This is a genomic window from Roseococcus sp. (assembly GCF_965227005.1).
In the GTDB taxonomy this organism is placed as follows: Bacteria; Pseudomonadota; Alphaproteobacteria; order Acetobacterales; family Acetobacteraceae; genus Roseococcus.
The window spans coordinates 404340-430350 of record NZ_CBDDFJ010000036.1; the positions used below are offsets into that span (position 1 = coordinate 404340).

Below are 26011 nucleotides of genomic sequence, written 5' to 3' on the forward strand. Positions count from 1 at the left end.
GGCTCGATCGGGTGAAGATGCTCGGAAAACGACAGGCTGGCAGGCGAGGAGGGGGCGGGAGCTCCCTCCTCGCATCTCAGCGCCGGTTGACGCAGGCCCCTGGGTCCTGCGCGGCCATGCCCGTCTTGAACGACTGCACCCGCTGCGCGCTGCTGCCATGGGTGAAGCTCTCGGGCACCACCTGTCCGCGTCCGCCGCGCGACTGAAGGCGATCGTCGCCCACGGCGGCCGCCGCGCCCATGCCTTCCTCGATATCGCCCTGCTCGAGGATGTTGCGCATCTCATTCGCCCGCCGCGCCCAGAATCCGGCCAGGCAATCGGCCATCAGCTCGGTCCGCACCGAGATGGCATTGGCGTCGCGCTGGCTCGACGCCTGCTGCGCCTGCTGGTTGCGGCTGAGGATGCCGAGCAGGTTCTGCACGTGATGGCCGACCTCATGCGCCACGACATAGGCCTGGGCGAAATCGCCCGGCGCGCCGAGGCGCTGGGACATCTCGCGGAAGAAGGAGAGATCGAGGTAAACGCGCTGGTCGTTAGGGCAGTAGAACGGCCCCATCGCCGATTGCGCCGCCCCGCAGCCCGATTGCACCGCGCCCGAGAAGAGCACGAGCCGCGGGGCCTGGTATTGCCGCCCGGCCCTGGCGAATTCGGCGGTCCAGACATCCTCGGTGCTCGCCAGCACGCGGCTGACGAAGCGCGCCGAAGGGTCGTCCTGCGGCGGGGCGGGGCCGCGCGCCTCCTGGGTCTGCTGCTGGTAGCCGGAGCTGGGCGCGCCGCCGCCCTCCAGCCCGCTCAGGATGACGCTGGGGTCGACGCCGAAGAGCAGCGAGATGACGATGACCGCGACCAGCCCGAAACCGCCGATCCCGCCGGCCCGGCCGATCTGGAATCCGCCGCCGCCGCCGCCGCCACCGCCGCGGCGGTCCTCGAGGTTCGCGCTTTCGCGCTCGTTGTCCATCCGCACTTCAAGGGCCCTTTGCGCGTCAGGCGCGTTCGAGGATGCTCACATAATTCGCGACGGCCGCTCCCCCCATGTTGAACACGCCGGCCCGGTCGGCCTTGGGAAGCTGCATATCGCCCGCCTCGCCGGTGAGCTGCATGGCGGCGAGGGCGTGCATGGAAACGCCAGTGGCGCCGATCGGATGCCCCTTGGACTTCAATCCGCCGGAACGGTTGACGGGCAGTCGGCCGTCGCGGGCGGTCCAGCCCTCCAGCGCGGCGCGGCTGCCCTGGCCCTCGGGGGTGAGGCCCATGGCCTCGTATTCGATCAGCTCGGCGATGGTGAAGCAGTCATGGACCTCGGCGAAGGAGAGGTCCAGCAGGCTCATCCCGGCGGTGTCGAGCGCCCGTGCCCAGGCCTCCTTCGCGCCCTCGAAGCGGATGATGTCGCGCCGGGCGATGGGCAGGAAGTCGTTCACCTGGGCGGTCGCGCGGAAGCGCACGGCGCGGCGGGCGTTGGACGCCACGTCGCCCTCGGCGATCACGATGGCGGCCGCGCCGTCCGAGACCAGGCTGCAATCCGTCCGCTTGAGCGGGCGCGCGACATAGGGGTTCTTCTCGCTCTCGTTGCGGCAGAAGTCGTAGCCGAGGTCCTTGCGCATCTGGGCATAGGGGTTGTCGACGCCGTTGCGGTGGTTCTTGGCGGCGATGGCGGCCAGCGCGTCCGAGGCGTCGCCATGCCGCTGGAAATAGGCCTCGGCGATGCGGCCGAAGACGCCGGCGAAGCCCGCCTCGATGCCGGCCTCGGTCTTGAGATAGGAGGCGGAGAGCAGGATCTCGCCCACGCGCGGGCCGGGGGTGGAGGTCATCTTCTCCACGCCCACCACCAGCGTGGCCTTGCCGCGCTTCGCCCCCAGGAAGTCGAGTGCGCCGTGGATGGCGGCGCTGCCGGTGGCGCAGGCGTTCTCGAAGCGGGTGGCGGGCTTGAAGCGCAGCTCGGGCACGGCCTGGAAAACCAGGGAGGCGGGGAAGTCCTGCTGCTGGAAGCCGCCATTGAAGGTGCCGAGGAAGACGGCATCGATCTCATGGGGCTCCAGCCCGGCATCGGCGATGGCCTGGCGCGCGACGAGGCCGATCAGCGCCTCGGCGTCCGGCGCCTCCTCCAGCTTGCCGAAGCGGCTATGGGCCCATCCGATGATGGCGGCGTCATGCTGTGCGGACATTTTTTCGGGCTCCCTCGATTCAACCCGAGACTAAGGGAGAACCGGCCGGGGGACCAATTAACTGACGCGGCGGGTGACGAAAACAGACTTTGATCGAGGGGGGGCAGCCAGTAATTGGAAGCTGGTTCAAATGATTGAGTGGGACCGAACTCTCCTTCCAAATTCATGACCTGGCGGCCGCCCTTTCCCGGAGGACGGCCGCTTTTTTTCACCCGGGCTCCGCCGCCACGACGTAATCCGCCCCATAGGCGAGGCAGCCGAGCCGGCCGATCATGGCCGAGGCCTTCCTGCGCAGTTTCCCGGCCTGGGCCGAGAGCGCCCGCGCCAGCCCGCGGTCGGCGATCCGCTCCATGAGCGCCTGGCTGGTGGCGAGCTGCATCTCCACCCATTCCATCGTGTAGTGGTTGGGGAAGCGCTGGGCGAAGAGGATGCGCATGCCGGCCTGCTCCAGCCGCTCCAGCGCCCATTCCGCCGGAAATTCGCGATAGGGCGTCTCGCCGGCCAGCAGCGCGCAGCCGTCGCGGAAGCGCCCGATCGCCTGGACGAGGCGACCGGCTTCGCCCTCGGCGGATCCCGAGACATAGGGATCCAGCCCGACGACATAGAGCCGCCGCCCGACGAGCGGCCGCAGCCGCGCGAAGAGCCGCTCCTGGAAGTACGGGGAAAAGCCCTCCACCGCGCCGAGAAGGTATTCCGCGAGCACGGTGTCATGGACTTCGCCGGCCAGCAGGGCCGGGTCGGTCCAGTTGCCCGCGACCAGCCGGTCCTGCGGGCGGAGCGGCTCCCGAAGGCCGGCCCGGGTCTCGGCGAGATGGCCGGGATCGGCGGTGACCGCCGTCCATCGCTCCGTCCGGAGGCCGCCCGCCCAGAGGGCGGATTTCATCCCTGTCCCGGCGTCGAGGAGCGAACCCCAGGGCAGGTCGCCCTGAAGCCGCTCGATGACGCCGAAGAGTGGGGCGGGGATCATCTGCGTCACGCTCAGAAGGTGAGGGTGGCGCCGCCGATGACGGTCGCGCCGCGACCGCCGCCGATCGTCTCGGCCGCCGGCACGGTGTAGACGGTGTTGCCGATGTTCGTCGCATTCACGAACAGCGTGAGCCGGTCGATCGGGCGGTAGGAGGCGTAGAGGTCCACCGTCGTGTAGCCCGGGATGGGCGAGGTCGTGCCGGTCGTCGTGGCGCTCTGGGTGCTGCCGACCGAGCGGACCCGCCCGCCCAGCGTCAGGCGGCGGTCCATCAGCCGCACGCCGGCATCCACCAGCAGATTGTTGCGCGGCAGGAAGCTGCGATCGGCGCCGTTGGCGTAGCTGATGTTGGTGTTGGTGTAGTTCAGGTTGATGTAGGCGACGCCCATGTCGTAGCCGCCCTCGAGCTCGACGCCGCGCAGGCGGCTGGTGCCGGGCACGTTGTTGTAGAAAGAGTAGGAATAGGCCGTCCGCCCGACGGTGCCCCGGATGTTGACGAGGTTGATGAGGTCTTCGACGTCGTTGTCGAAATAGGCGACCTTGAAGCGCAGCCGGTCGCCCTCGGTGAGAAGGTTGCGCCGCAGGACGTTCGTGCCGACCTCCCAGCCTTGCGACGTTTCGGGACGCAGGAAGGGGTTCGGGTAGAGGGTCGAGGCGCCACCGGCGGTGTGCGGGCCGGAATACATGGTCTCGGCGATGGTCGGCGGACGGAAGGTCCAGCCGTAGCTGACATAGGGCTGCAGCCAGCTCAGCGCCTGCACCGCCAGGGTGAAGCGCGGGCTCACGCGGCCCTCGCCGGAATTGGTGGTGTAGGCGCCGGTCACCGGGACCGGACCGAGGGCCGGGTTGGCGAAGCCCGAGCCGTTCAGCGAATAGTGGTCGTAGCGCAGGCCCTGGGTGAAGCTGAAGATGCCGCGGCTGAAGGTGGCGCGCGAATAGGCGCCGAACAGGTCCAGCGAGCCGTCGCCGTTCACCCCGCCCTTGCGGCTCTTGGCGTCGTCCGTCGCGTATTGGAGACCGTACTCCCAGTTCACCCCCACGCTGCCGAGCGCGAAGCGCGACGTGTTGGAGATGTGGCCCTGGTAGGAGTCGTTGACGATGCGGCGCCCCGAGGCGGTGGCCGAGAAATTGCCCGCCTCCGTCAGGTAGTTGTTCATCCGGATCTGGTTCCACGCCACGGCCGCGTCGAGGTCGACCAGCGGGTTGCCGGTCGGCTGGTAGCGGTAGCCCAGCCGCACGAGGTTCGACTGGATGTTCTGGTCGTAGAAGTTCGAGGTGAAACGGTTCTCGTAGACATTTGCCAGCAGGGAGATGCGGTGCTCCTCGTTGGGCTGCCAGTTGATTCGCGCGATGCCCGAGCGCAGCGACTGCTCGGTATTGGGCACGGTCACGCCGTCGCCATTCTTGAAGCGGGAGTTCTCCCGGCCGCTGAAGCCGCCGAGCACACTGACGCCGTTGCCCAGGCGTGCGGCGGTGACGAGGCTGGTGTTCCACTGGTAGCCGTTCGAGCCGGTCATGCCCGTCGCGCGGCCGCCGATGTTCTGGCCGGGGCGCAGGATGTCCTCGACGTCGAGAAGGCGGAAGTTCACCGCGCCGACCAGGGCGCCCATGCCGCCGCGGCCGGTGACGGCGCCGCGCTCGACGTCGATGCCGGCCAGGAAATTCGGGTCGACATAGGCGAAGGAGCCGCCCTCATGCCCCGCATTGCGGAAATTCTGGCGGATGCCCTCCACCATCATGTTGACGCGGCCAAAGCCTTCCATGCCGCGCATGTTCACCGCAATGCCGGGCTGCGAGGCGAAGCCGGCGGCGGTGGCGCCCGGCACCGTGTCGAGCAGCCGGTTCGTGTCGGCGCCCGGCAGCAGCCGGTCGGGCTGGACGGTGCTGACCGCCGCGGGCGTCTCGAAGGCCTCGTCCCCGGCGTCACCATGCACATGGACCTGAGGTAACTGAAGGCTTCCCGGATCGATCGGCGGCTGTTGGGCTGCTGCCCCCAGATTGCCCACGGCATAGAGCGCAGTTGTTACGAATGCGTATCTGAGAGCGCTGATGTGGCTTCGCCGCACAATCGGAATCCTTTGCGTTTTCATGTTCATGGGCATTCGCTCTGCCCAACCCGATGTGCTCATTAGTGATAATGATTCTTATTTGCAATGCGAGTGAGTCTCATTTGCATATCGAGATTCTGCCGCTATGGTCCCGAACAGCTTCCTGAAAGGTAATTTGGATGACGAAACGATTTATTCTTGCCGCTGGCCTCACCATCGCCGCCGCCGCGGCGTTCGGTCCTTTCGCGGCTGGGGCCCAGACCCCCGCGCCGGCCACGCCGGCGGCCCGCCCGGCCGATGGGCAGCCGGCGCCCAGCCCGGAGGCCGTCGCGGCCACGCGCCGTCGCTTCCGGGACACCTTCCTTCAGCAATACGACACCAACCGCGACGGGCAGGTGACGCGGGCGGAGTACGACCCGATTCGGGCCGAGACCTTCCGCCGGACGGACGCCAACAAGGACGGCAGCCTGTCGGAGGTCGAGTACGTCGCCGAATACGCGGGCCGGCTGCGCCTGCAGTATGGCGAGCGCGAGATCGACGACGCCTTCCTCCGGGCGATCGTGCAGGCGAGCCCTCGCTTCGAGTCGATCGACCGTGACCGGAATCTCTCGATCAGCCGGGAGGAATACGACGCCGTGGCGCAGCGCACCTTTGACCGCGCCGACCTCAATCGCGACGGCGTCGTGACGGCGGCGGACTGGGACGCGCTGCCCGGCGTCCATCCCTGACCAGCGGGCCCTGACCAGCAGCGGGGCCGCCGCGATGGCGCGGCGGCCCGTCACCCCCCGACGAGGATGACCTCATGCGTTCCCTTCTTCCCGCCTTGGCCGTTGTCGGCCTGACGGTCGCGCCCGCCGCCGGCGCGGAGTTGCGCGTCAGCATCGAACTGCCTCAGCTGAGCGTTGCCGAATATCACCGGCCCTATCTGGCGGCGTGGCTGGAGAACCGCCGGCAGGAGCCGGTCGCCAGCCTGTCGGTCTGGTACGACACGCGCATGCGCAACGAGCATGGCCAGCGCTGGCTCAAGGATCTGCGGCAATGGTGGCGGCGCACCGGGAACGCGATGACCCTTCCGGCCGACGGCGTCAGCGGCGCCACGCGCGCCCCGGGCCGCCATCAGCTGGTGATCGACGCCGCGAATCCGCGCCTGGCCGCGCTTCCGCCTGGCGAGTACAGCCTCGTCGTCGAGGTCGCGCGCGAAGCCGGGGGACGCGAGATGGTTCGCGTGCCGTTGCAATGGCCGCCCACCGGCCCGGCCACCAGCGCCTCGGGCTCTTCGGAGCTGGGCGTCGTGGCCGTCAGCAGCCGGCCCTGAGCGGCCGGCGAGGGGGCGGTCAGTCCGGGATCAGCAGGCTGACGGCGGCCTGGGCGGCGATGCCCTCGCCGCGGCCGGTGAAGCCCAGCCGCTCGGAGGTGGTGGCCTTCACGCCGATGCGCTTCTCCTCGACGCCGAGCAGCTCCGCCAGCCGCGCGATCATGGCCGGGGCATGCGGGCCGATCTTGGGCTGCTCGCAGATCAGGGTGACGTCGGCATTCACCAGCATGCCCCCCCGCGCGGCGATCCGCCCGGCGGCGTGGATGAGGAACTGCGCGCTGTCGGCGTCCTTCCACTTCATCTGGGAGGGCGGGAAGTGGCGGCCGATATCGCCCTCGGCCAGCGCGCCGTAGATGGCGTCGCAGAGCGCATGGATGCCGACATCCGCATCCGAATGCCCGTCCAGCCCGAGGTCATGCGGCACGGTGATGCCGCAGAGGGCGAGGGGGCGGTCCGGCACCAGGCGATGCACGTCGAAACCGGTGCCGACGCGCGGCAGGAGGCGGGGCAGGAGGGAGGCTTCCACGCGGGCGAGATCCTCTGGGAAGGTGATTTTCACGTTGCTCTCATGGCCGGGAACCAGCGCCACCGCCGCCCCCTGCCATTCGAGGAGCTGGGCGTCGTCGGTGGCCTCGGCCGTCGCGGCCTCATGGGCGGCGCGGAGCGGGGCGAAGCGGAAGGCCTGGGGCGTCTGGGCGCGGAAGAGGCCGGCGCGGGGCACCGTCTCGCCGATCCGGCTCTCGGCGCCGCGCTTGAGCGTGTCCGAGACGGGCTGGGCGGGGATGGCGCCCGGGCTCGTCTCCAGCGCGGCCAGCAGGGCCTCGACGGTGCCCGCCGGGATGATCGGGCGGGCGGCGTCATGCACGAGCACCACCTCGGGCCCGTGGGATACGAGGGCGGCAAGGCCGGCTTTCACGCTGGCCTGGCGGGTCGCCCCGCCGGTCACGGGGGGCAAATGGGGCAGGCCCTCCAGCATTCCCGCGATGCGCGCCTCCTCGCCGGCCGCGCAGACCGGCTGGAGCAGCTGGACCTGCCCGCCGGCCAGCAGCGCCTCGGCGGCCACGCGCAGGACGGGGCGGCCCAGGAGGAGCGTATATTGCTTGGGTTCGGGGGCGCCGAAGCGCTCGCCGCGCCCGGCGGCCATGAGGAGTGCTGCGATCATTGCGCCCATCGCATAGGCCAGATCGCCCCGGTTGCGGAAGCCGGGCGGTGAAATGCATGCCGCCGCCACGGGCGACGTGGACGTGAGGCGACATTTTGCGTAGACCTGCACAAATGATGAGCACCCGTCTCCGCCCGATCTCGCTCTCGCGCGACGTGACGATCGAAACGCCGGTGATCCTGGCCCCCATGTCCGGCGTGACCGACCTGCCCTTCCGGCGGCTTGCCCGCGCCGAGGGCACCGGGCTGGTGGTCAGCGAGATGATCGCCTCGGCCGCCATGGTCCGCGAGAACTGGCAGAGCCTGAAGATGGCCGAGACCGACGGCTTCGGCGCGCCCTCCTCGGTGCAGCTGGCCGGTTGCGAGCCCTCGGTCATGGCCGAGGCGGCGAAGCTGGTGGTGGATCGCGGCGCGGCCATCGTGGACATCAATTTCGGCTGCCCGGTGAAGAAGGTGGCGCTCGGCCAGAGCGCCGGCTCGGCCCTGATGCGCGACGAGCTGCGCGCGGCGGCGATCCTGGAGGCCACGGTGAAGGCCGTGAACGTGCCCGTCACGCTCAAGATGCGGATGGGCTGGGACCACACCAACCTCAACGCGCCCAAGCTGGCGCGGATCGCGCAGGAATGCGGGATCAAGCTGGTCACCATCCACGGCCGCACCCGCCAGCAGCTCTACACCGGCGTGGCGGACTGGGACTTCATCGCCTCGGTGAAGGCCGCGGTGGACATCCCCGTCATCGCCAATGGCGACATCCTCACGGTGGACGACGCGGCCAGTGCGCTCACCCGCGCCAATGCCGATGGCGTGATGATCGGCCGGGGCTGCTACGGCCGGCCCTGGTTCCCCCGCCAGGTCGCGGCCTTCCTGAACGAGGGCATCCGCATCCCCGATCCGACCATCGAGGAGCAGCTGGCCATCCTGCTGCGCCACTATCACGCGATGCTGGAGCACCATACCAACGGCTATGGCGTGCGCATGGCCCGCAAGCACATCGCCTGGTATTCGCGCGGCCTGCCGGGAAGCGCCGAGTATCGCGCGGTCGTGAACCGGGTGGAGACGCCCGAGGAGGCCGAGGAGCTGATGCGCCGCTACTATGGCGGGTTGATCGAAAGCGGCGTGACCTCGGCGAGCGAGCCCTTCCAGGAAGCTGCGTGATGCCCACGGGGGTCATCGGCAAGGTCGCGGCCCTCGCGCGGCGGCCGCGGCAAATCGCGATGCCGGAATCGGCGGCCATCCTCTCGGCCCTGCCCATGCCGGCCATCGTGCTCGACGCGGAGGATCGCTTCCGCTTCGCCAATCCCGCCGCCGAGATCTTCTTCCAGCATTCCAGCCAGACGCTGCAGAACATGCCGCTCGGCGAGATGCTGCCGCCCGACAGCCGGCTCTTCGCCTTGCTGCGCCAGGTGCGCGTGCAGGAAAGCCCTGTCGCCGATCACGACCTCACGCTGGAAAGCCCGCGCCTGCACCGCCACGGCGTCTCGGCCTATGGCGCGCCCATGCCCGACATGCCGGGCGGCGTGGTGCTGACCCTGCAGGACGGCTCGACGGCGGCCATGCTCGACCGGCAGATGCATTTCCTGGGCGCCGCGCGCGGCGCCACCGCCATGGCCGCGATGCTGGCCCATGAGGTGAAGAACCCGCTCTCGGGCATTCGCGGCGCGGCGCAGCTGCTGGAGCAGGGCGCCTCCGAGGGCGACCGCGAGCTCTGCACCCTCATCCAGGAGGAGACAGACCGCATCCGCAATCTGGTGGACCGGATGGAGATGTTCTCCGACCGGCCGATCGAGCGCCGGGCGGTGAACATCCATTCCGTGCTGGATCATGTGCGCCGCGTGGCGCAGACGGGCTTTGCCGCGCATCTGCGCATCAGCGAGGAGTACGATCCTTCGCTCCCCGCCGTCTGGGGCGATCGCGACCAGCTCGTGCAGATCCTGCTGAACCTCGTGAAGAACGCGGCCGAGGCGGTCTCCACCGGCGCGGCCAGCGGAGGGCCGGGTGAGATCCATCTCATCACCGCCTATCACCATGGCGTTCGCATCGCGGTGCCCGGCAGCAATGAGCGCGTCCACCTGCCGCTGCAGGTGATGGTGCGCGACAACGGGGCCGGCATCCCCGAGCCGCTGCGCAGCACGCTCTTCGAGCCTTTCGTGACCACCAAGCGGGGCGGGCAGGGGCTCGGCCTCGCCTTGGTCGCCAAGCTCGTCGCCAATCACGGCGGGCTGATCGAATGCGACAGCCGCCCCGGCCGCACCACCTTCCGACTGTCCCTCCCGGCGCCGCCGCCAGGCGAGCCGGGCCATGAGAGTGACGAATGACCGAATCACGCACCGTCCTGATCGCCGATGACGACCGCGCGATCCGAACCGTCCTCTCCCAGGCCCTGACGCGGGCGGGCTACAACGTCCGCGCGACCTCTTCCGCCTCCACGCTCTGGCGCTGGGTGGAGGATGGCGAGGGCGATCTGGTGGTGACCGACGTCGTCATGCCCGACGAGAACGGGCTCGACCTGCTGCCCCGTATCAAGCGCATCCGGCCGGACCTGCGGGTGGTGGTGATGAGCGCGCAGTCCACCTTCACGACCGCGGTGAAGGCCGCCCAGCGCGGCGCCTTCGAATACCTGCCCAAGCCCTTCGACCTGAAGGAGCTGCTGAGCGTGGTGGAGCGTGCCTTGGCGCATCCCGCCAGCGCCCAGGCGCCCGAGGAGGAGACGGAGGGCGAGCGCCTGCCGCTCATCGGCCGCAGTGCCGCCATGCAGGACATCTATCGTACCGTTGCCCGCCTCACGACGGCGGACCTCACCGTCATGGTCACGGGCGAGAGCGGTACGGGCAAGGAGCTGATCGCCCGCGCGCTGCACGACTACGGCAAGCGCCGCACCGGCCCCTTCGTCGCCATCAACATGGCGGCCATCCCACGCGAGCTCATCGAGAGCGAGCTCTTCGGCCATGAGCGCGGCGCCTTCACCGGCGCGCTGACCCGCGGCGTGGGCCGCTTCGAGCAGGCGGCCGGCGGCACGCTCTTCCTCGACGAGATCGGCGACATGCCGGCCGAGGCCCAGACCCGGCTGCTGCGCGTGCTGCAGGAGGGCGAGTTCACCACCGTCGGCGGCCGTGCGCCGGTGAAGGCCAATGTGCGCATCGTGGCCGCGACCCATCGCGACCTGCGCGCCTCCATCCGCGCGGGCCTGTTCCGCGAGGACCTCTTCTACCGCCTGAACGTGGTGCCGATCCGCCTGCCGCCGCTGCGCGAGCGGACCGAGGATATTCCCCTGCTGGCTCGCCATTTCCTCGACCGGGCGCGTTCGGCGGGCCTGCCGCTGAAGTCGCTGAGCCCCGAGGCGCTGGAGCGCCTCAAGCGCCACGCCTGGCCCGGCAATGCGCGCGAGCTGGAAAACCTGATGCGCCGCCTCGCGGCCCTCTACCCGCAGGAGATCATCGGCGAGGAGGCGGTCGCCTCCGAGCTCGCGGAAGCCGAGGCCCCGGCCGATGGCGCGGCGCGCAGCAGCGAGACGCTGGAGCAGGCGGTCGAACGCCACCTCAAGCTCTTCATGGCCGCCCACAAGGAGGGCATGCCGATCCGCGATCTGCACGAGCGCGTGATCTCCGAGGTGGAGCGCCCGCTGCTGCGCCTCGCGCTCAGCGCCACGCGCGGCAACCAGATCAAGGCGGCGGCGCTGCTCGGGCTGAATCGCAACACGCTGCGCAAGAAGCTGCGCGACCTGGAGCTGCCGGTCGTGCGCGGGCTTTCATGAGGCGATGAGCGCGAGTCCGGCCGCACCCCGCCCGCGCGTCTCTCTGCTGCGGCGGATGGCGGATATGCTGCTGGGCCGCGGCGTCACGCTCGGACTGGGCGTCGGCGCGCTGCTGATGGGCATCGCGACCTTCGTTCTGCTCTCCGACGGCAGCCCCTTCGGGCCGACCCGGCCAGGGCAGGTCGTCGTCATCTTCCTGGTCAACACCTCCATCATCCTGCTGCTGCTGGTCTCGCTGCTCGGCCAGCTGGTGCGCGTCTGGGCGGAGCGGCGGAAGGGTTCGGCGGGGTCGCGGCTGCACACCCGGCTCGTGCTGCTCTTCTCGGTGGTGGCGATCGTGCCGGCGATGACGGTGGCGGGCTTCTCGGTCGGCTTCTTCAACCTCGGCATCCAGGCCTGGTTCAGCGACCGTGTGCGCACGGCGCTGGAGGCTTCGCTGGTCGCCAGCCGCGCCTATTTCGAGGAACACCAGAACAACATCCGCGCCGATGCGCTGGCCATGGCCAACGACCTCAACCGCGCCGTGGTGCTGCTGCCCGACCAGAGCCTCGCCTTCGCCCGCGTGCTTGCCACCCAGGCCAGCGCGCGGGGGCTGACCGAGGCGGTGGTCTTCGAGCCGCTGCTGGGCCGCATCGTCGCCCATGCCGGCATCAGCTCGGCCTTCCAGCTCTCCCCGCCGCCCGACTGGGCCATGGAGCTGGCGACCAACGGCGAGGTCGCGGTCATCGCCGTCGGGGAGGAGAACCGCGTCCGCGCCGTGATCGCCCTGACGCCGACCTCCGGGCTCCAGCTGATGATCGGCCGGCCCGTGGATTCCTCCGTGCTGGAGCATATGCAGCGCACCGAGCAGGCGGTGACGGCCTATCAGCAGATCGACCGCAACCGCGAGGGGCTGCAGGTCACCTTCGTGATGATCTTCGCCATCGGCTCGCTGCTGGTGCTGCTGGCCGCGGTGCTGATCGGCCTGGTTCTCGCCAACCAGCTGGCGGTGCCCATATCGCGGCTCATCGTCGCGGCCGAGCGGGTGCGCGGGGGCGACCTGTCCGTGCGCGTGGTCGAGGGCGATGCCGATGACGAGGTCGGCAGCCTCAGCCGCGCCTTCAACCGCATGACCAATCAGCTCGCGGCCCAGCGCAGCGAACTGATGGAGGCCTATCGCCAGATCGCCGAGCGGCAGGGCTTCACCGAGGCCGTGCTGGGCGGCGTCTCGGCCGGCATCGTGGGGCTTGATTCCGAACTGCGGGTGAACCTGCCCAATCGCAGCGCGAGCCAGCTCCTCGGCATCGACCTGGAGCGCGAGATCGGCCGGTCCATGGCCGAGATCGCGCCGGAATTCGCGTCCCTGCTGGCCAATCCCGGCGCCACGCGTACGGCCGAGATCCGCGTCGGTCCCCACAATGCCCGGCGCACGCTGCTCGCCCGCCTCTCGCCCGAGACGGAGCAGCAGGGCCATGTGCTGACCTTCGACGACATCTCCGCCCTGCTGACCGCCCAGCGCCAGGCGGCCTGGGCCGATGTCGCCCGGCGCATCGCCCATGAGATCAAGAATCCGCTGACGCCCATCCAGCTCAGCGCCGAGCGCCTGAAGAAGCGCTACCTCAAGCAGATCCACGACGACCCAGAGACCTTCATCGCCTGCACCGAAACCATCGTCCGCCAGGTGGGCGATATCGGGCGGATGGTGGATGAGTTCAGCGCCTTCGCCCGCATGCCCCAGCCGGTGATCCGCACCGAGGAGATGGGCAAGATCGTGCGTGACGCGCTGATCCTGCAGCAGAACTCGCGGCCCGAGATCGTCTGGACGACGGAGCTTCCGGAGATCAGGGTCTATGGCGCCTGCGACCGGCGGCTGATCAACCAGGCGCTCACCAACCTGCTCAACAACGCGGCCGATGCCATTGCCATGCGGGTGCAGCGGGCCGAGGATGAGGGGCAGGAGCGCCCGAATCCGCTTGGTCATATTCGGGTGAGCCTGCAACCGGATGGCGATATGCTCGTCATAGCCGTGGAGGACGATGGAATCGGCCTCCCGGAAGGGGTCGAGGTCGATCGTCTCACCGAACCCTATGTGACCCATAAGGCAAAGGGGACCGGCCTTGGTCTTGCTATCGTGAAGAAGATCATGGAGGACCATCGTGGGCGCATCGTGCTGAGCGATGCCCCAGGGGGGCAAGGCGTGCGCGCCGAGCTGTTCCTCCCCGCGCGGGAGGCCGAGGTTCAGGACGGGGAAGTGATGGAGCGCGGCAATGGCGCATGACATCCTGATTGTCGACGACGAGCCGGATATCCGCTCGCTCATCGACGGCATTCTCTCGGACGAGGGCTACGAGACCCGTCAGGCTCATAATTCCGACACCGCCATCGCGCATTTCCGCGCCCGCCGCCCGTCGCTGGTCATCCTCGATATCTGGCTGGCCAATTCCCGGCTCGACGGCCTGGGCATCCTCGACACGCTGCATCGCGAGGAGCCGCATGTTCCCTGCGTGATGATCTCGGGCCACGGCAATATCGAGACGGCGGTGCAGGCGATCCAGCAGGGCGCCTACGACTTCATCGAGAAGCCCTTCAAGAGCGACCGGCTGCTGCTCATCGTCTCGCGCGCGCTGGAAGCGGCCAAGCTGCGGCGCGAGATCAGCGAGCTGCGCCTGCGCGCCGGCTCGGAGATGGAGCTGGTGGGCGTGTCACCGGCGATGGCGCAGATGCGCGCGGCCATCGAGCGCGTGGCGCCGACCAATTCGCGCGTGCTCATCAGCGGGCCGGCGGGCACGGGCAAGGAGGTCGCGGCGCGGATGCTGCACGCCCGCTCGCGCCGCGCCGACGGGCCCTTCGTCGCGCTCAACTGCGCCACGCTGAACCCCGCCCGCATCGAGGAGGAGCTCTTCGGCGTCGAGCCGCAGGGCGACCAGCCGCGCCGCGCCGGCACGCTGGAGCGGGCCCATGGCGGCACGCTGCTGCTCGACGAAGTGTCCGACATGCCCATGGAGACCCAGGGCAAGATCGTGCGCGCGCTGCAGGAGCAGGGCTTCGAGCGCATCGGCGGCGCCACGCGGGTGAAGGTGGATGTGCGCGTCATCGCCACCACCAACCGAGACCTCCAGGCCGAGATCACGGCCGGGCGCTTCCGCGAGGATCTCTTCTACCGCCTCTCGGTCGTGCCGCTGCGCATGCCCGCGCTGCGCGAGCGGCGCGAGGACGTGCCCGCTCTGGCGCGCCATTTCCTGGCGCGCTCCATCGAGACCTCGGGACTGTCGCCGCGCGTCCTGGCCGAGGACACGATCGCCTCGCTGCAGACCTATGAATGGCCGGGCAATATCCGCCAGCTGCGCAACCTGATTGACTGGCTGCTCATCATGGCGCCGGGCGAACTGGGCCAGCCGATCCGCGCCGAGGCCCTGCCGCCCGAGATCGTCTCCGCCGCGCCCTCGATGCTGCGGCTCGACCGCTCCAGCGAGATCATGACCCTGCCGCTGCGCGACGCGCGCGAGATGTTCGAGCGGCAGTATCTGGAGGCGCAGCTGCTGCGCTTCGGGGGCAATATCAGCCGGACCGCCAATTTCGTCGGCATGGAGCGCAGCGCGCTGCACCGGAAGCTGAAATTCCTGGGCGTGCAGGCGGAAGACAGAGCCTCGGGGACGGCGTAACCTCGCCGGGTTTCAATGGAAGGCCGGCATGTCCAAGATCGCCTATGTGAACGGGGCCTATCTGCCCCAGAGCGAAGCCAGCGTGAACATCGAGGATCGCGGCTACCAGCTGGGCGACGGGATCTACGAGGTGGTCCACGTCCATCGCGGCTGCTTCATCGACGAGGAGCGCCATCTGGGCCGGCTGGAGCGCTCGCTGGCCGAGATCCGCCTCCCCATGCCGATGAACCGCGCGGCGTTGCGCATGGTGCTGATCGAGGTGCTGCGCCGCAACCGCATCACGGGCGACGGGCTGGTTTATATGCAGGTCTCGCGCGGGGTCGCGCCGCGCGACCATGCCTTCCCCAAGAAGCCGGTCCCGGTCTCCTTCGTGGTAACGGCCAAGCGCATCGCCGCCTATCCGAAGAATCTCGACGCGACGGCGATCGCGGCCATCACCCATCCCGACCAGCGCTGGGCGCGCTGCGACATCAAGAGCGTGAACCTGCTGCCCAACGTGCTGGCCCGCCAGGCGGCGCGCGAGGCGGGTGCGGCGGAGGCCATTCTCTACAACGAGGCGACGGGGATGGTGACCGAATGCGCCGCCACCTCCTTCTGGATCATCGATGCCCAGGGCGTGTTGCGCACCCGCCATCTCGACCAGTCGATCCTGCCTGGCTGCACGCGCGGGGCGCTGATCGCCGAGCTGGAGGCGGCGGGCATCGCCTATAGCCTGGAGGAGTTCAGCCTGGAGACGATGCGCCAGGCGCGCGAAGCCTTCCTCACCTCGGCCACGAGCTTCGTGAAGCCCATCACCCGGATCGACGGCCAGGACGTCGCCGATGGAAAGGTGGGGCCGGTGACGCGGCGGCTCTTTGAGGTCTTCACGCGCCATGTGCAGGCGCAGCTGGGCAACGCGGCGTGACGGCGGCTCCCGTCGCGATCCTGTTCGACTGGGACAACACGCTCATCGACGGATGGGCCGCGATCCAGTCCGGGCTCAACACGACCTTCGCCGCCTTCGGCATGCCGCCCTGGACGCGCGAGATGGTGCTGGCCAATGTCCGAAAGTCCCTGCGCGACAGCTTCCCCGAATACTTCGGCACAGAGTGGGAGCGTGCGCGCGACATCTTCTACGACGCCGTGCGCGCCACTCATCTGGAGGTCATCCGGCCGCTGCCCGAGAGCGTCGCGATGCTCGACGCGCTCGCGCATCTGCCGCTCGGCGTCGTCTCCAACAAGCAGGGGCCGCTGCTGCGGACCGAGGCCGGGCATCTGGGCTGGGATGCCCGATTCCGCGCGCTGATCGGGGCGGGCGACGCGATGGCCGACAAGCCCTCCGGCCTGCCGCTGCACCTCTGCCTTTCGCGCATGGGCCTGCGCGCCGGGCGCGAGGTCTGGTATGTCGGTGACACCGCGATCGACATGCAGGCGGCCCGCTCCGCCGGCTGTACCGCCGTGTTGCTGGGCGATGCGGCCCATGACGGGGGCGTGGAATCAGTGGCTCCAGACATGCATTTCGCGGGGGGCTCCGCGCTGGCTCGCTGGGTCCAGGCCCTGGACAAGCAAGGCTAGAGGCCCGAAATTCGGACCTCGCACGCGGCGCCCGCCTGGGGTCCCTTTGGGATCCACCCTTAGGGGGTATCCATCCAGGGTTCCGCGAAAAACAAGAAGGAGGCCTTCATGGCCGAGAAATCCCAGAACGTGCAGGACGTGTTCCTGAATCACGTTCGGAAAAGCAAAACTCCGGTGACGGTGTTCCTGGTGAACGGCGTCAAGCTCCAGGGGATTATTACCTGGTTCGACAACTTCTCGGTGCTCCTGCGTCGGGATGGGCATACCCAGCTGGTCTATAAGCACGCGATCAGCACGGTCATGCCGGGCGCCCCCATCATGCTCTTCGATCCCCAGGCGGTTGGCACGACGGCCGGCGTCGCGGGAGCTGCGCCGGCAACGGCAGCCGCCCCCCTGCGCGAGACCACGCTGACCATCGGTTCACGGTAGCCCGCCGCTGCCCGTGACGAGTGACGACACCGCGGCCGCGCTCACGCGCGCCGCGGTCATCCTGCCCTATGAGCGGGCGCAGCGTTCCAACGTGTTGGAATTCGCGCCCGCCGGCGCCATGCCGCGAGCCGCCGAAGCGCGGCTTGCGGAGGCCGTGGGCCTCGCCGCCTCCATCGGCGTGACCATCGTCCACACCGGCATCCATCCGCTGCGGCAGCGCCGTCCCTCGACGCTGTTGGGCGAGGGCCAGGTGGAGATGATCAAGCAGGCGCTGGAGGAGCAGGGCGCGACGCTGGTCGTCGTCGACGCAGCCCTCACCCCCGTGCAGCAGCGCAACCTGGAGCGCGCCTGGGGGGCCAAGGTCATCGACCGCACGGGCCTCATCCTGGAGATCTTCGGCGACCGCGCGCGCACGCGCGAAGGCACGCTGCAGGTCGAGCTCGCGCATCTGGAATATCAGCGCACGCGCCTCGTGCGGTCCTGGACCCACCTGGAGCGGCAGCGCGGCGGTTTCGGCTTCCTCGGCGGCCCCGGCGAATCCCAGATCGAGATCGACCGCCGCCTCATCGGTGACCGGATCGTGCGGCTCAAGAAGGAATTGGAGCAGGTGCGCCGCACACGCGGCCTGCACCGGCGGGCGCGCGAGCGCGTGCCCTATCCGGTGATCGCGCTGGTCGGCTACACCAATGCCGGCAAGTCCACGCTGTTCAATGCGCTCACCGGCGCGGTCGTCTATGCGCAGGACCAGCTCTTCGCGACACTGGACCCGACCATGCGGCAGATCACGCTGCCCTCGGGCCGCAATGCGATCCTGTCGGACACGGTCGGCTTCATCAGCGAATTGCCGACCCAGCTCATCGAAGCCTTCCGCGCCACGCTGGAGGAGGTCGCCTCGGCCGACATCATCCTGCATGTGCGCGACGTGGCGCATCCCGACAGCACCGCCCAGCGCAACGACGTGGTCGGCGTGCTGGACGAGATGACCGAAGGCTCCGACGCCGCGCTCGACGAGGGCTGGCGCGCGCGCAGCATCGAGGTCCTGAACAAGGCGGACCTGCTCGGCGGCACCGAGGCCATCGCAGCCCGCTCGCAGGGCGGCCTGGCCGTCTCCGCGCTGACGGGCGACGGGCTCGACCGGTTGCAGCAGGTGCTCGACGAGCGGCTCTCGGCCAGCATGGTCGTCGAGCGCTTCGACCTGCCGCCCGAGGACGGCGCCCGTCTCGCCTGGCTCTATCGCCATGGCGAGATCATCGACCGCGCGGAGACCGAGGGGCTGATTCAGGTGACGGTGCGGCTCTCGCCGACCGACCGCGCGCGCTACGCCCAGCTGCCATGAGGATCACGACCACGCAGGCGAGCGACGTCGCCGCCCTGCTGCGCGACGCGGCCCGGGCGGAGATCCTGCCGCGCTTCCGCCAGCTCGCCGCGGGCGATATCCGCGTCAAATCCGGCCCGCTCGACCTCGTGACGGAGGCGGATGAGGCGGCGGAACGCAGGATCAGCGCCGCTTTGTCCACGCGCTTCCCCGACGCCATGATCCTCGGCGAGGAGGCGGCCGCGGCCGATCCCTCGCTGCTGGAGAAGATGGCGGAGGCGGAGCTCTGCTTCATCATCGACCCCGTCGACGGCACGGCAAATTTCGCGGCCGGCGTGCCGCTCTTCGGCGTGATGGTCGCGGCCGTGCGCAACGGCGAGACCATCGCCGGCTGGATCCACGACCCGATGGGCGACGACACCGTCATCGGCCTGCGCGGCGAGGGCGCCTGGGTACAGTCGCCCGACGGCGCCCGGCGCGACTGCCGCGTCAGCGCGCCCGCGCCGGTCGGCTCCATGGTGGGCGCGGTCTCCTGGGGCTTCATGCCGCCGGAGCGCAAGGCGCGCGTGCTGCCGCGCCTCTCGCGGCTCGCCGGCACGCTCAACTTCCGCTGCGCGGCGCATGAATACCGCCTGGCCGCGACAGGCGGTGCGCATCTGCTCGTCTACAACAAGCTGATGCCCTGGGATCACGCGGCCGGCGTGCTGATCCATGCCGAGGCGGGCGGCCACTCCTCGCATTTCGACGGCGCGCCCTATTCGCCGCGCCGGCACACGGGCGGGCTGCTCTGCGCGCCCGATGCCGCCAGCCACGCCGAGGCGATGCAGTCTCTCTTAGGCGAGGATTGATGGCCTTCGGCTTCGCCCCGCGTGAAGCCGACCGTAAACCCCAGCGGCCGCCCGAAGTGGACTACGGCCTCGACGACCGGGTTCCTTTTTCCGCCGCCGCCGGCCTCGCTTTCCAGCATCTGGCCGTGCAGGCGATCTTCCTCGTGCTCCCGGCGGCCATCGCCGTGGGCTATGGAATGGGCCCGCGCGAGGCCACCAATTTCCTCTGCCTCTCGCTGCTGGCCGTCGCGCTCTTCGCCGCGTTGCAGGGGCTGCGGCGGGGCGCGATAGGCGCGGGCTATCAACTGCCCGCGATCCCCTCTCCGGTCTTCGTGGGCATCTATCTGCTTTGCGCGGGCGCCGGGCTCACCCTGGAGCGGACTGGCGCCTTGCTGGTCGTGGCGGGCGTCATCGCGATGGCGGCGACCTTGGTCATCCGCCGGCCGCAGGCTCTGGTGCCGACCGAGCTCGCGGGGCTCGTGGTCATGCTGCTGGGCGTCTCGCTCGTGCCGGTGATGCTGGACGAGTTGCGGCTGCGGGGGCCGGTGGCGGGGGCAGGGCAGGTCACGGACATCGCCATCACGCTGGTGGCCTTTCTGGTGATGGTCGGCGTCGCGCTCTCGCGGACGCGGCTCGCGCCCTATGGCGTGCTGGTCGGCGCCATCCCCGCCTGGGGCGTGGTCGCGCTGCTGCCGGGCGATTCCGGCGTCATGGCGATCCTCGCGGCCAATCCCTGGCTCGCCTGGCCCGCGCCGGTCCTGCCGCGCTTTGATGGTCTGCCGGTGGCGCTGCTGCTGGGCTTCGTCTTCGCCCTCGTGCCGGCCAAGGCCGTGCTGCTGGGCAATCTCCTGGCCTTGCAGCGCGCGTCCGACGCGCAATGGCGCAAGCCCGATGGCGGGCCGCTGCGGCGTGGGCTCCTGGCGAATGCGCTGACCCTCGTGGCCTCGGGCCTCTTCGGCGGCATGGCGCCCTCGGCCTCGGCGGCCTGCGCCGGACTGTCGATCGCCAACCGCACGCTGGCGCCGGCGATCGCGACGATCGGGGCGGCGATGATGGCCGCGCTGGCCTTCTCGCCGAAGCTGGTGGCGCTCTTCGTCGCCATGCCGGGGCCGGTGAAGGCGGCCATGGTGCTCTATGCGACCTGCTTCATCATCGCGACGGGCTGCCAGCTCATCACCGCGCGCATGCTGGACGTGCGGCGCAGCCTGGTCGTGGGGCTCGGCCTGGTGACGGGACTGTCGGTCGTGATCGCGCCGGGCCTTTTCGCCGAGCATCTGCCGGCCTTGGCCTCGCCGCTCACCTTCGGCGCGATGACGGGCTTTCTGCTCTACGTCGTCACAGCGCCCTTCATGACGCGGCAGGCCAGCTTCACGCTGCGGCTGGACGCCTCGCTGCCCCGCCTTGCCGAGGACGAGGCGCTACGGCTCGGCGGCGCCTGGGGCGCCCGGCGCAGCACCATGGAGAAGGTGGAGCATTTCCTGATCGAAATGGGCGAGGTTCTCGCCGGGCGCGGGCTCTCCAGTCTTCAGGTGCAGGCGCGCCACGCCGAGGGAGAGGTGTCCATCGCCGTGCGCTTCGCCGGCCCGCCGCTGCCGGCACCCGCGATCGCGCCGAATGCCGCGGCGCTCGAGGGTGAAACCGACGAGCAGGAAGCCTTCACGCTCTGGCTCGCGACGCGCGAGGCCAGCCGCCTCGAACGCCGCGCTCGGGAATGGCGCGCGGTGTTCGAGGACGTCTGAGGGCCGGAGCGGGCAAGCGCCGTATCAGGCGCAGCCCATCTTGGCGGCGAGGTCCACGAAGTCCGTCCCCACCCAGTCCCAGGGATCCTCCGCGCCGAGGTCCTTGTCCTGGCCCTCGCCATGCTCGGTCCGACGCGGCACGAAGGCCGTCTTCAGCCCGGCCTTGCGCGCCGCCCGCAGGTCGCCGTTATGGGCGGCGACGAGGCAGACCTCCTCGGGCTTCATCGCGAGGATCTCGGCCGTGCGCAGATAGGCCTCGGGCTGCGGCTTATAGGCCCGTGTGGGCTCCGCGCCGAGGATCGCGTCCCAGGGCAGGCCGGCGCGCTTGGCCATGTTGGCCATCAGCGCGATATTGCCGTTGGACAGCGTGCCGAGGAAATACTTCCGGCTCATCCGCGTGAGGCCGAGCACCACATCCGGCCAGGGATCGAGGCGATGCCAGGCGCGGTTCAGGTGATCGAGATCGCCCTCGCTCGCGCCCGTGATGTTGTTCGCGGCGAGCACCTTCTCCAGGCTCTCGCGATGCAGCACGTCCAGCCGCGTCCATTCACGCCGCCCGGAGCGGCACTCCTCCATCCCCGGCTGGTAGAGCCGCCGCCAGGAATCGGCGAGCGCGAAGGGGTCGAGGTCGGTGCGGCCGAAGGCGGGCAGGAAGGCGGCGAATTCGCGCGCCACCCCCGTCCGCCAATCCACAACGGTTCCGAAGACGTCGAAGACGAGGGCTTTGACCTGGCTCATTTCGCGGATTCCTTGGCGGCGATTTCCGCCCAACGCTTGTCGAATTCCCAGACCTCCGGGAAGCCCATCAGCTCGCAGATGCGGCCGAAGCCGTAACTTTCCTGGGCGGGCAGGCCGTTGCTGTCGCCCACCTGCTTCAGCTCCTTATAAACACGCTCCAGCGCGGCCGCGACGGCGAGGAAGCCGACCGCCGGATAGATGGCGATGCCGTAGCCGATCTCGCTCAGCCGCGCCTTGGAGAGGATGGGCGTGCGGCCGCCCTCCACGTTGTTGGCGAGCAGCGGCTTGTCGGTGATGGCCTTGCCGATCGCGACCATCTCCGCCTCGCTCTCGGGGCTCTCGATGAAGACGACGTCCGCGCCGGCATCGCCATACATGCGCCCGCGGCGGATGGCCTCCTCAAGCCCGAGGCCCGTGCGCGCATCGGTGCGCGCGACGATGAGGAAGTTGGGATCGCGCCGCGCCTCGGCCGCGACCTTAATCTTGAGCACCATTTCCTCGGCGGGGATGACGCGCCGGCCGGGCGTGTGGCCGCATTTCTTCGGGACCTCCTGGTCCTCGAGCTGGATGCCGCTGACGCCGGCCGCCTCATAGCCCATCACCGTGTGGCGCACGTTGAGCAGGCCGCCATAGCCGGTATCGGCATCGGCGATGACGGGCGTCTTGGACATCTGCGCGAAGCGGCCGATGCGCGAGATCATGTCGGTATAGGTCGCGATGCCGGCATCCGCGACGCCGAGCCCCGAGGCGACCGTGCCGAAGCCGGTGACGTAGAGGCAGTCGAAGCCCATCCCGTCCGCCACCTTGGCGCTGATCATGTCGAAGATGCCCGGCGCGACCACGAATTTCTTCGCGTCGAAACAGGCTTTGAGGGAGGGGTTCGCCATCGTGCAATCCTATTGCTTGGGAAGGGTGCCGGCCGCCGAAGCCGCGGCCCAGATACGGTCCTCGCGCCGCATGGCGTCGAGGCAGGCGGCGGGCGCGCGCAGGTCCGGCTCGATGCCGAGCGCGGTCAGGCGGGCGAGGAAGTTCGGCTCGGCGAAGGCGCGCTCCACATGGCCGTAGATGCGTTGGGCGAGGGTGTCGGGCATGGCCTTGGGGCCCAGCAGGGCGACCCATCCGGAGAAGTCGAAATCGGGAATGCCCTGCTCGATCACCGTCTTCACCTCGGGGAAGAAGGGCGTGCGGGTGGCGGTGCTGACGGCGATGATGCGCGCGCGCCCGGTGCTCATATGCGGCGTGGCGCTGGCCGTGCTGGTCCAGCCGAGCGGCAGGTTGCCGGCGACGACGTCGGTCATGAGCTGGCTGCCGGCGCGGTACTGCACGTCGGGAATCTCGGCGCCGATGCGCCGCGCCAGTTCGAGACCGATGAAGCTCGACAGCGCCTCGGTGCCGCCGCTGGACAGGCGCGTGGGGTTGGCGCGCGCGAAGGCGGCCAGGCTCGGGATATCGGTGAAGGGCAGGGTGGCCGAGGCGGCCAGCACCATCGTGTTGCGCGTGAGCATGGCCACCGAGGTGAAGTCCGCGATCGGATCGAAGGGGATCGCGTTCAGCACGTGCTTGTTCATCACATGCGTGGAGACGACGGCCATGAGCGTGTGGCCGTCGGGCTCCGCGCGCGAGACGGCCTCGCTGCCGATGACGCCGGACGCACCCGCGCGGTTCTCGACCACGATGGGGAAGGGCAGGTGCGGGCGCAGCGCCTCGCCGAGCGCGCGGGCCAGGATGTCGGTGCCGCCGCCCGCGGCATAGGGCACCACGAGGCGCACTGGCCGCTGCGGCCAGGCCGATTGCGCCGAGGCCAGCCCGGGGATCAGGGCCGGAAGGGCGAGCAGGCTTCGCTTGCTGATCATTCTCGTTGTTTCCTCCGTTGCCGGAAGCTTCGCGCGGCGCGGTCTTGTGCGGAAGCCCCGCTTTCGTGCCAACCTCGCCTCATGTCGCGAAGCGTCACCGTCATCGGCCTCGGCTATGTGGGGCTGCCCACGGCGGCCTTGCTCGCCAGCCGCGGAATCCACGTGCGGGGCGTGGACAGCAGCGCCGCCGTCCGCGCGACCCTCACCGCCGGGCGCATCCACATCGACGAGCCGGATGTCGGGCCGCTCGTGGAGCGCGCGCTGCGGGAGGGGCTCTTCACCCTGCATGAGACGCCGCCGCCGGCCGACGTCTTCGTCATCGCCGTGCCCACGCCGCTGGACGCCGATCGCGCGCCGATGCTGGACCATGTGATGGACGCCACGCGCGCGCTCGCGCCTGCGCTGACATCCGGCGACCTGGTGCTGCTGGAAAGCACGAGCCCCATCGGCACCACCGCGCGGATCGCGGATCTGCTGCGGCAGCTGCGCCCGGAGCTGGAGGACCTCGCCATCGCCTATGGGCCGGAGCGCGTGCTGCCCGGGCGCATCCTCGCCGAGCTCGTGGCGAATGACCGCGTGGCCGGCGGCCTCACGCCGGAGGCGACGCGCCGGGCCATCGCATTCTACCGCCTCTTCGTGCGCGGCGCGGTGCACGGCACCAATGCGGCGACGGCCGAGATGGTGAAGCGTTCTGACTTAGAGGGTCGCCCCCTCGAAACCCAGGTCTAAGGCCGTCTTGCACCGGAAAACTGCTCCACGCATCATCTTCAGATGGAAGACGCTGACGTGGCCAAACTGCCCTACCTACGCCAAGGCAAAGATCGCAACTGGACAATTCGGCGGATCGTTCCGCCTGAGCTTCGGCCCGTCGTCGGGAAGCGCGAGCTGTGGGCCAGTCTGCGCACCCCGGACAAGAAGATCGCGGCGAAGCGATACCATCCGGCCATGGTGGAATTGGAGGCCGAGCTAGAGCGCGCACGTCACACGCTCGCTGCCGTCTCACCGCCGGCCGAGCCCACAGAGGCAGACATCCGCGCCGCCATCCGCAGACGCTTCGCCCTTGCCGACCGCGAAGCTGAAGCCGCCGATGCCCACGCCCTGGCCACGGGCATGGCCGATGTGCTCATTGACCATCGCCGCGAGGATTCCGCGCACCTGACCAACTTGGCCTCCGCATTTGAAGAAGCTGGCGCCAGCGTCACCGCTGAAACTCTGCACCGGGTTGCAACGCCCGATCCTGCCGACAAGAAACCAATTGTCTCCACCGTGGCGGGTGCCAGACCGAAGCGCATTGATGCCCTCATGCACGCCCATCGCTTCGGCAACGTGCCTGACCCGCTGCGCCTGTATGCCGCCCGGCTGCTACTCGCGGCCGAGGCTGAGAATGCAGCCCGCTCCCTCCACCGTCTTGGGGACCATGCTGCCCCGCCACCGCATCCCGCGTTCCTCGATCTGCACGGCCTCATGGAAGCGCCGCCTGCACCTGCACCGCCAGCACGGCCGCTGCCGGCCGCCGAGCTGGTCAAGGCGTGGGCCGCCGAGAGGAAGCCCACCGAGCGCACTCAAAAGGCCGCCGAGCGCCGCTTCGCGCAGCTTGCAAAATTCCTCGGCTACGATGATCTCCGCAGGGTCGCGAAGTTGGACGCCGGAAACTGGAAGGCCGATCTGCTGGAGAAGGGCCTGGGGGTTAAGACGGTTCGCGACTGCCTGTTGTCCCTGAGCGCCGTCTGCGCCCTCGCCGTGGCCAACGGCAAGCTGGAATCCAACCCCTTTGCAGGAGTGGCCCCGCCGCAGCCCCGCAAAGATGCCTCGACATCGCGTCGTGGTTATACGGACCGGGAGGCCGCCACGCTGCTCGGCGCTGCCCGCGCGGAGCGCGGCTTCCTCCGCGTCGCCGCGCCTGCCTTGTGCTTTACCGGCATGCGCATATCCGAGCTTGTCGGTCTTCGGCGCCAGGACCTCCGCGAGGTGGACGGCGTGCTAATCTTCGACATCGTGCCCACCCCAGAACGCCCATTGAAGACGGCCGCCGCGCGCCGCATGGTCCCGGTGCATCCCGCCCTCTTGCCGGACCTGATGGCTTACCGCGCCGCTCTGCTATCGCCCGACGATCCCGCCGGTCCGCTCTTCCCCGACATCAAAAGCAAGCGGGGTGACCGAGTAGGGCTGGCGACTAAGCGCATGTCGGTATGGGTGCGCAGCGCGGGGGTGACGGACACGCGGACAGCTCCCGCCCATTCGTTCCGACATCGCCTGAAGCGCTCCCTGGTCACACTTCGCGTCCTGCCGCATGTGCAAGACGCTCTGCTTGGCCATGAGGGACGACACGGGTCCGGGGACGCTTACCTGGAGCCGCTTTCCGAGCAGCCGGCAGAGACGCTGAAGGACCTCCGTCGCGTGCCGGACCCGCTCAATCCGGAGTGAAGGGTGCCGCGCGAGTGTCAGCCTCGGCCAAGACGTCGCTACCCAGGTCGGTCAGAGCGGCGGTTCCGCCACGTTCGACGACCAGCTCAT

The 26011-nt window shown here is 69.5% G+C and carries 23 protein-coding genes; 15 read left to right on the plus strand and 8 right to left on the minus strand.

Annotated features, from left to right (window positions below):
• Positions 1–76: 76 nt before the first annotated feature.
• The 4 genes from ACO057_RS19295 to ACO057_RS19310 all read right to left on the minus strand — a co-directional run bounded on the left by ACO057_RS19295 (position 77) and on the right by ACO057_RS19310 (position 5060).
• Positions 77–958, minus strand: a complete 882-nt coding sequence (locus ACO057_RS19295; protein WP_421994481.1) for a neutral zinc metallopeptidase — start codon at positions 956–958, stop codon at positions 77–79.
• A gap of 25 nt (positions 959–983) precedes the next feature.
• Positions 984–2162: an acetyl-CoA acetyltransferase gene (locus ACO057_RS19300; protein ID WP_421994483.1), complete on the minus strand. Its 1179-nt coding sequence runs from the start codon at positions 2160–2162 to the stop codon at positions 984–986.
• Positions 2163–2370: 208 nt separating this feature from the next.
• On the minus strand, positions 2371–3138 hold the full coding sequence (locus ACO057_RS19305) for a hypothetical protein (protein WP_421994485.1): 768 nt from the start codon (positions 3136–3138) through the stop codon (positions 2371–2373).
• A gap of 2 nt (positions 3139–3140) precedes the next feature.
• A complete protein-coding gene (locus ACO057_RS19310; protein ID WP_421994487.1) occupies positions 3141–5060 on the minus strand; it encodes a TonB-dependent receptor domain-containing protein in 1920 nt (639 codons plus the stop codon).
• A 293-nt stretch (positions 5061–5353) separates the two neighbouring features.
• Here ACO057_RS19310 and ACO057_RS19315 point away from each other — a divergent pair, with 293 nt between their 5' ends.
• Positions 5354–5902: an EF-hand domain-containing protein gene (locus ACO057_RS19315; protein WP_421994489.1), complete on the plus strand. Its 549-nt coding sequence runs from the start codon at positions 5354–5356 to the stop codon at positions 5900–5902.
• A gap of 74 nt (positions 5903–5976) precedes the next feature.
• Positions 5977–6489, plus strand: coding sequence for a DUF2271 domain-containing protein (locus ACO057_RS19320; RefSeq protein ID WP_421994490.1), 513 nt, complete (start codon positions 5977–5979; stop codon positions 6487–6489).
• 19 nt (positions 6490–6508) lie between these two features.
• Here the strand turns inward: ACO057_RS19320 and ACO057_RS19325 are convergent, their stop codons facing one another.
• Positions 6509–7651, minus strand: a complete 1143-nt coding sequence (locus ACO057_RS19325) for a bifunctional 2-C-methyl-D-erythritol 4-phosphate cytidylyltransferase/2-C-methyl-D-erythritol 2,4-cyclodiphosphate synthase (protein ID WP_421994492.1) — start codon at positions 7649–7651, stop codon at positions 6509–6511.
• Positions 7652–7764: 113 nt separating this feature from the next.
• Between ACO057_RS19325 and dusB the strand changes: the two genes are divergently transcribed.
• The 11 genes from dusB (at position 7765) to ACO057_RS19380 (ending at position 20906) form a co-directional block, all read left to right on the plus strand.
• Positions 7765–8805, plus strand: coding sequence for a tRNA dihydrouridine synthase DusB (dusB, locus tag ACO057_RS19330; protein WP_421994494.1), 1041 nt, complete (start codon positions 7765–7767; stop codon positions 8803–8805).
• A complete protein-coding gene (locus ACO057_RS19335) occupies positions 8805–9965 on the plus strand; it encodes a two-component system sensor histidine kinase NtrB (protein WP_421994496.1) in 1161 nt (386 codons plus the stop codon). Before dusB ends, ACO057_RS19335 begins: the two co-directional genes overlap by 1 nt.
• Positions 9962–11401: a nitrogen regulation protein NR(I) gene (gene ntrC / locus ACO057_RS19340; RefSeq protein ID WP_421994498.1), complete on the plus strand. Its 1440-nt coding sequence runs from the start codon at positions 9962–9964 to the stop codon at positions 11399–11401. The genes ACO057_RS19335 and ntrC overlap by 4 nt, the downstream gene beginning before the upstream one ends.
• A gap of 4 nt (positions 11402–11405) precedes the next feature.
• Positions 11406–13658, plus strand: coding sequence for an ATP-binding protein (locus ACO057_RS19345; protein WP_421994500.1), 2253 nt, complete (start codon positions 11406–11408; stop codon positions 13656–13658).
• Entirely contained in the window at positions 13648–15042 is a 1395-nt protein-coding gene (locus tag ACO057_RS19350; RefSeq protein ID WP_421994502.1) for a sigma-54-dependent transcriptional regulator, read from the plus strand. Before ACO057_RS19345 ends, ACO057_RS19350 begins: the two co-directional genes overlap by 11 nt.
• 28 nt (positions 15043–15070) lie before the next feature.
• On the plus strand, positions 15071–15946 hold the full coding sequence (locus ACO057_RS19355) for a D-amino-acid transaminase (RefSeq protein WP_421994504.1): 876 nt from the start codon (positions 15071–15073) through the stop codon (positions 15944–15946).
• Positions 15943–16596, plus strand: coding sequence for an HAD family hydrolase (locus ACO057_RS19360; RefSeq protein ID WP_421994506.1), 654 nt, complete (start codon positions 15943–15945; stop codon positions 16594–16596). The genes ACO057_RS19355 and ACO057_RS19360 overlap by 4 nt, the downstream gene beginning before the upstream one ends.
• A gap of 108 nt (positions 16597–16704) precedes the next feature.
• Positions 16705–17025, plus strand: a complete 321-nt coding sequence (hfq, locus tag ACO057_RS19365) for an RNA chaperone Hfq (protein ID WP_421994508.1) — start codon at positions 16705–16707, stop codon at positions 17023–17025.
• 13 nt (positions 17026–17038) lie between these two features.
• On the plus strand, positions 17039–18361 hold the full coding sequence (gene hflX / locus ACO057_RS19370) for a GTPase HflX (RefSeq protein WP_421994510.1): 1323 nt from the start codon (positions 17039–17041) through the stop codon (positions 18359–18361).
• Complete coding sequence (locus ACO057_RS19375) at positions 18358–19188, plus strand: inositol monophosphatase family protein (protein ID WP_421994512.1); 831 nt, start codon at positions 18358–18360, stop codon at positions 19186–19188. The genes hflX and ACO057_RS19375 overlap by 4 nt, the downstream gene beginning before the upstream one ends.
• Positions 19188–20906, plus strand: coding sequence for a solute carrier family 23 protein (locus ACO057_RS19380; RefSeq protein WP_421994514.1), 1719 nt, complete (start codon positions 19188–19190; stop codon positions 20904–20906). The genes ACO057_RS19375 and ACO057_RS19380 overlap by 1 nt, the downstream gene beginning before the upstream one ends.
• Before the next feature lie 24 nt (positions 20907–20930).
• Here the strand turns inward: ACO057_RS19380 and ACO057_RS19385 are convergent, their stop codons facing one another.
• From ACO057_RS19385 to ACO057_RS19395, 3 genes are read right to left on the minus strand one after another with little or no spacing between them, the layout of a single operon-like run.
• Positions 20931–21644: a haloacid dehalogenase type II gene (locus tag ACO057_RS19385; protein ID WP_421994516.1), complete on the minus strand. Its 714-nt coding sequence runs from the start codon at positions 21642–21644 to the stop codon at positions 20931–20933.
• A complete protein-coding gene (locus ACO057_RS19390) occupies positions 21641–22531 on the minus strand; it encodes an isocitrate lyase/PEP mutase family protein (protein WP_421994518.1) in 891 nt (296 codons plus the stop codon). The genes ACO057_RS19385 and ACO057_RS19390 overlap by 4 nt, the downstream gene beginning before the upstream one ends.
• A gap of 9 nt (positions 22532–22540) precedes the next feature.
• Positions 22541–23497: a Bug family tripartite tricarboxylate transporter substrate binding protein gene (locus ACO057_RS19395; protein WP_421994520.1), complete on the minus strand. Its 957-nt coding sequence runs from the start codon at positions 23495–23497 to the stop codon at positions 22541–22543.
• A gap of 81 nt (positions 23498–23578) precedes the next feature.
• Between ACO057_RS19395 and ACO057_RS19400 the strand changes: the two genes are divergently transcribed.
• Together ACO057_RS19400 and ACO057_RS19405 are read left to right on the plus strand one after the other, a co-directional pair.
• Positions 23579–24226 carry an NAD(P)-binding domain-containing protein gene (locus tag ACO057_RS19400; protein WP_421994522.1) on the plus strand — a complete coding sequence of 216 codons (648 nt, stop codon included), beginning with the start codon at positions 23579–23581 and terminating at the stop codon, positions 24224–24226.
• 42 nt (positions 24227–24268) lie between these two features.
• Positions 24269–25921 (plus strand): DUF6538 domain-containing protein, encoded by a 1653-nt coding sequence (locus ACO057_RS19405; RefSeq protein WP_421994524.1) that lies wholly within the window; start codon positions 24269–24271, stop codon positions 25919–25921.
• The last annotated feature ends 90 nt before the right edge of the window (positions 25922–26011 follow it).